General features: G+C 75.2%; 4 protein-coding genes. 1 reads left to right on the top strand and 3 read right to left on the bottom strand.

Translation table 11 applies throughout. The features are described from left to right. Positions 1-199: 199 nt before the first annotated feature. The 3 genes from ACFWJ4_RS35650 to ACFWJ4_RS35640 form a co-directional block, all read right to left on the bottom strand. A complete protein-coding gene (locus ACFWJ4_RS35650; protein WP_380551911.1) occupies positions 200-2143 on the bottom strand; it encodes a glycerophosphodiester phosphodiesterase family protein in 1944 nt (647 codons plus the stop codon). 284 nt (positions 2144-2427) lie between these two features. Continuing rightward, a complete protein-coding gene (locus ACFWJ4_RS35645) occupies positions 2428-3525 on the bottom strand; it encodes a chemotaxis protein (protein ID WP_380551908.1) in 1098 nt (365 codons plus the stop codon). Between the two features lie 302 nt (positions 3526-3827). Further along, complete coding sequence (locus ACFWJ4_RS35640; protein ID WP_359915504.1) at positions 3828-4418, bottom strand: lytic polysaccharide monooxygenase; 591 nt, start codon at positions 4416-4418, stop codon at positions 3828-3830. A 342-nt stretch (positions 4419-4760) separates the two neighbouring features. Here ACFWJ4_RS35640 and ACFWJ4_RS35635 point away from each other — a divergent pair, with 342 nt between their 5' ends. Further along, positions 4761-5228: a MarR family winged helix-turn-helix transcriptional regulator gene (locus ACFWJ4_RS35635; protein ID WP_380551905.1), complete on the top strand. Its 468-nt coding sequence runs from the start codon at positions 4761-4763 to the stop codon at positions 5226-5228. The last annotated feature ends 68 nt before the right edge of the window (positions 5229-5296 follow it).

The raw sequence follows: 5296 nt of genomic DNA, 5'->3' as shown, positions 1-5296 counted from the left end.
CACCCCCCACACCTTTTTTTTGTGGGTGTGGGGGGCGGCTTTTTTTTTCAAACCAACCCCCCCCCCGGCCCGGGCCCCCCCCCCCCCGGCGCGGCCCCCCGGCCTCGCGCTGCCGGGCCGTCACCGGGCGTGCCGCGGACGGTGCCGGGTCGGGCCGCTGCGCCGGCAGGGGCCCGCCGGGAACGCCCCCGACGGGGTGTCAGCCGCGCGGGGCGGTGTCCAGGGCGCGGGCGTCGGCGGCGATCAGGCGGGCGCGGTCGGCGGGGACGGTGCGCCCGGCCTGGTCGTCGGCCCACTGGGCGAGCGGCCGGTACTGGCCCTGGCCGAGCATCACGGTCAGGGTGGCGACGGCGTTGCGGTCGGCGCCGGAGGTGAGCACCAGGGCGGCCAGGCCGGTGGGGGTGGCGGCGAGGGTGAACTCGGTGGTGGCCTCGGCGCGGCCGCCGGGGCCGGTGGCCTCGGCGCGCAGGGTGTGCTTGCCGAGCGGGAGGGCGGCGGTGTCCAGGGCGGTGCCGGGCGCCAGCTCCTTGCCGTCCAGGGTGAGGCGGACGGTGTCGGCGCCGGTGGCCCGGACGGCGGTGACCGGCTGCTGGGCACGGTCCAGGGTGGTGCCGGCGGCCGGGGAGGTGATCGCCACGGTGGGCGCGACGGGGCGGACGGGGTTGCCGCCCTGGAGCCAGGCGCTGTTCCAACCGGCCAGCTCCGCCGGGCGGTTGGTGATGATGCCGTCGACGCCGGCGGCCTCCAGGGCCTTCCAGCGGGTGGCCGAGTCGACCGTCCAGACGTTGACGGCGACGCCGGCGGCGTGCAGGTCCTTCACCACGGCCGGGCGGGCGGCGAGGCCGCCGTCGGAGGGGTTGTAGGCGGAGAGGCCGAGGTCCTTGGCGACGGCCACCGGGTCGGCGTCGAGGTCGCCGCGCAGCAGGCCCAGGGGCAGTTCGGGGGCCAGTTCGCGGGTGTACCGCAGGGCGTCGACCTCGAAGCTCTGGACGAAGACCCGGTCGGTCATCCTCTGGTCGCGCACCTCCTGGACGATCCGGGCGACCTCGTCGCGGCTGTGCTTGCCCTTGATCTCCAGCAGCAGGTTGCCGCCGCGGGTGCGCAGGTCCTCCAGCTGGGCGGCCAGGGTGGGGATGCGGGCGCCGGCGTAGACGGGGCCGAACCAGGAGCCGGCGTCCAGGGTGTCGAGCTGGGCGGCGGTCAGGTCGCGGATGCGGCCCTTGCCGTCGGTGGTGCGGTCGACGGTGTCGTCGTGCAGGACGTAGGGGACGCCGTCCTTGCTGGGCTGGACGTCGTTCTCGATCCACTCGGCGCCGCCGCGGCGGGCGATCTCGTCGGAGACCAGGGTGTTCTCGGGGGCGGCGGAGGAGGCGCCGCGGTGGGCGAAGACGGTCAGCGGGGCGCCGGCCGGGCGCAGCCGGCCGCCGGGGGCGAGGGCGGTGACCTTGAGGTCGTCGAAGGAGACCTTGGCGCCGTTGACGACCAGGGCCTGGCCGCCGTCGGCGCTGCGGGCGATCTGGGTGGTGCGCATGACCTCCTTGCCGTCGAAGATCCAGCGGGCGGTGGTGCCGTGGACCTCGACGGCGATGCGCACGTCGCGGCCGGTGCCGGCGGCCGTGGGGGCCGCGGCGGTGTCGGTGACGTTCCAGGCGTTGGCGGGGGTGCGCCGGGCGAATTCGAGGCCGTTGGCGGCGGTGGTGCCGGTGCGCATGGTGGCGATGGACCAGGGGGTGGCGCCGGAGGCGGGGACGTCGAGGCCCAGGGCGGTCCAGCGGGCGCCGTCCTGGACGGTCTCGAAGCGGGCGGTGGCCTCGATGCGGAAGTCGTCGAGGTGGCGGCCGAAGGTGATCCGGCTCTGCTGGCCGGAGTTGGCGGAGGTGCCGACCAGGCGGCCGCCCTCGACCTTCCAGTCGCCCTCGACGGCGGCCCAGCCGGCGGGCAGGGCGGGGGCGGTGAAGGTCTCGTCGACGACGACCTCGCCGGGGGCCGGGGCGGCGCCGGCCGCGGCCGCGGCGGGGGCGGCTTCGGCGGAGACGGCGCTGGGGGCGTTCAGGGCGACGGCGGTGAGGCCGAGCGAGGCGGCGACGGCGGCGGCGAGCAGGCCGGTGCGGCGGCCCGCGCGGGGGCGGTGACTCTGTGTCATGCGCGGCAGGCTAGGGGCGGTTGCCGAACCGGACGTCACGAGTCCGAAAACCGTTCGTGACCATTGCGCGTGCGGTTCGCGAAGGTGGCGCGTTCCTTGCCCCGTTCGGCCGGTTCGTTTCCGTACGGGCGCGGTGGACGGGCCGGGGGACGGGTGCGGCGGGCGGACGCGCGGTGGGGGCGGGCCCGGCCGGATGGTCGCCCTGTGCGACGGGAGCGGGTGCCTCCGATGCGCCGCGGCCACCCGCCGGGCTTACCGGACGGGCGGCCGCGGTCGAGGGCGGGTCAGTAGCGCAGGACGGCGGCGATCCGGTCGCTGTCGGCGAGGGTGCCGTCGGGGACGAAGCCGACCTGGCCGCCGGTGTCCAGGGTGCGCTCGATCACCTCGTCGACGATGTCCTCGCGGGCGCCGGGCTGGTCGGCCTCGGCGGGCACGAGGTGCTCGCCCTCGTCGCGCACGGTGGCGCGGTAGTTCTCCTCGACCACCAGGCGGGCGACCCGGCCCTCGCCGACGGTCCGCCAGACCTCGTCCAGGCCGGCCGCGAACTGCTGGGCGCCGCGGGCCTTGTCGAGCTGGGCGAGGTGCTCGGCGACCTCCTGGTCGGCGTGGGCGCGCACGGCGGGTTCGACCACCTTGCGGACGGTCTCGGCGTCGGCCTGGGCCAGGCCGCCGTGCGGGAGCTGCGCGGTGGACTCCTTGGCGATCGGGCCGACGGCGTCCAGCAGGGCGAGCGCGGCGGCCTCGCCGACCACGTACAGCGGGCGGGGGGCGGCGGCCAGCAGCTTGCCGACCTCGGTGTCGGCCTGGCGCAGGAAGGTCTTGGTCGCCTCGTCGCGGAAGGTGCTGGGCGTATCGCCGATCTGCTCCTGGCGTTCGGGGTCGGGGTTGTCGAAGACGCGCACCAGCGGGAAGCCGCGGCCCTTCTCCTCGGTGACCCGCTCCTCGGTGCCGCCCCAGAGCACCACCTTGTCGGCGGCGACCGCGAGCACCCAGAACGGGCGCTCGGCGGCGTGCGCGGCGACCAGGTTGCGGGTGAGGAAGGTGTCGGACAGGACCACCCGGGCGGGGGCGGTGCGCCCGAGTGACCAGACCTGGTGCTCGCCGGGGGCGGCGAAGATCGCCAGGCCGTCCTCGGCGTGCACCAGGTCGACCTCCGTGTGGGCCCGGTCGAGCTGTTCCAGCACGTCGATCCGGTCGGCGCGGGAGACCTCCGGGTCCGCCTGGACGCGCTCCTTCGCCTCGGCCAGCAGGTTGCGCAGCCGGACCGGGTCCTGGGTGTTGTCCGGCTCCCGGCGGTGCGTGGGCATCAGGATCGACACCACCGGATAGGGCCGCGGCCGGCGCAGCTCGGCGAGGACGGCGGGGCTGAGGTCGGGGCGCATGGAGACCCTTTCCGAAGGCGGTAGGCCTTCTTTCGTGGACGCGCGAAGCCTGGCACTGCTGCCAAATGTCGTCAATGTACCTATTTGCGGCTTCTACGGCGCGCGAGCACGGCCCGGGCGGGGTCTGCGGTGCGGTCGGGCGGGGGTCGGGCCTGGGGTCTGCGGTGCGGTCGGGCGGGCGGCCCGCCGGCGCCGTCCGGAGTCGGGCGGCGGCGTCGGCGGGACGCGGTCGGGCGCGGTGGGGCACGGTCGGGCCCGGTGCGACGCGACCGGTCAGGGCCGTCGGGGCGACCCGGGGACGGTCAGAACTGGACGTCGGTGCAGGAGTAGAAGGCGTTGCCGGTGTCGGCGATCTCCCAGACGGCGACGATCACCTGGTGGCCGGTGCGGCCGGTGGGCAGGGTCCCGGTGTGGGTGGTGGTGGCGGCGGGCTGGCGGCCGTTGTAGGGGACGGTCAGGAACGGGGTCAGGTCCAGGGCGGACCGGGTGATCGGCTGGCTCGCGCTGTAGCCGGGCTTGGTCAGGTAGTACTTGAAGTTCGTGGTGGAGTGCCGGGCCTCGATCTCCCAGGTGAAGGTGAGCTGCTGGCCCGCCGTCACCCTGGTGGTCGGCCAGGCGCCGCCCCGGGGGTTGTCCAGCGGGGCCCAGCGGGCGTCCCCGCCGGCGCAGATGGTGCCGTCCGCCGGGCCGCGGCCCGGGAAGCCCTTGGGGCCCTCGACGCTCTGCGGCTCCCACTGGATGTCGCCGCAGTCCCACGGGACGGCGTTGGCGCCGCAGAGCGCGGAACGGCTCGGCGGCAGGTTGATGAAGCCGTGCGACTGGGCCGGCAGGGCCGCCGCGATCGGCAGGGCGATCGCGGCCGCGGCGGCGGCGATCAGATGGCGCTTGCGCATGGTGCTCCTCCGTGGGGGTGGATGGAGTGTGCGCCCGGCGCGGGGCGTGCGCGTGCGCGTGGGGGTGCGCACGGCGGCCTGCCCAAGACATGGCATGCCCGCGCCAGACCGGTTGCCCGACACCGTAGGAGCTGCCTTCCCCTCGCGTCAATGGTCTGAACCATTTACGCCAAAGCCGTGCGAACACTGGGCGCCGCCCGACGTCTCACACCCGGCACCCCACTCGGACCCGCCCGGGCCCATGCGGGAAGATTGATTGCACAAGCGCTATACAAGCTCTAGCCGATATTTCAGTTCATGGCTTATCCTGGACTCAGCCACATCCGGAAGGAGGCCGGGCCCATGACCGCCACGGACCCCGCGCTCACCGCCCTCGCCAGCGGCTGGAACGCCCTGTCCCTCCTGCACGGCCGGATCGAGTCCCACATCGAACGCGCCCTGCAGACCGGGCACGACCTGAGCGTGCGCGAGTACTCGCTGCTCGACGTGCTCAGCCGCCAGCACGACGGCGAGGGCGGACACCTGCAGATGAAGCAGGTCGCCGACGCGGTCGTGCTCAGCCAGAGCGCCACCACCCGCCTGGTCACCCGACTGGAGGACCGCGGCCTGCTGGCGCGCTACCTGTGCCCGACCGACCGCCGCGGCATCTACACCAATGTGAGCGAGGACGGGCTGAAGCTCCTGGAGCGGGCCCGGCCGACCAATGACGCCGCACTGCGCGAGGCGCTCGACGAGGCCGCCCGCAACCCCGAGCTGACCTCGCTGGTCCGCGCGGTCGAGGCCGTGGACGCCGCCTCGCCCGCCCGCTGACCCCGGCCGACCCCGCACCGCCGCTCCCCCGGGCCCGGCCCGTCCGAACCGCTCCCTCGGTTTGTACG

This window comes from Kitasatospora sp. NPDC127067 (genome assembly GCF_042724755.1).
GTDB lineage: Bacteria > Actinomycetota > Actinomycetes > Streptomycetales > Streptomycetaceae > Kitasatospora > Kitasatospora lactacystinica.
Note: the sequence above shows the minus strand (reverse complement) of the source record. Positions and strands in the feature narration are given on the sequence as shown.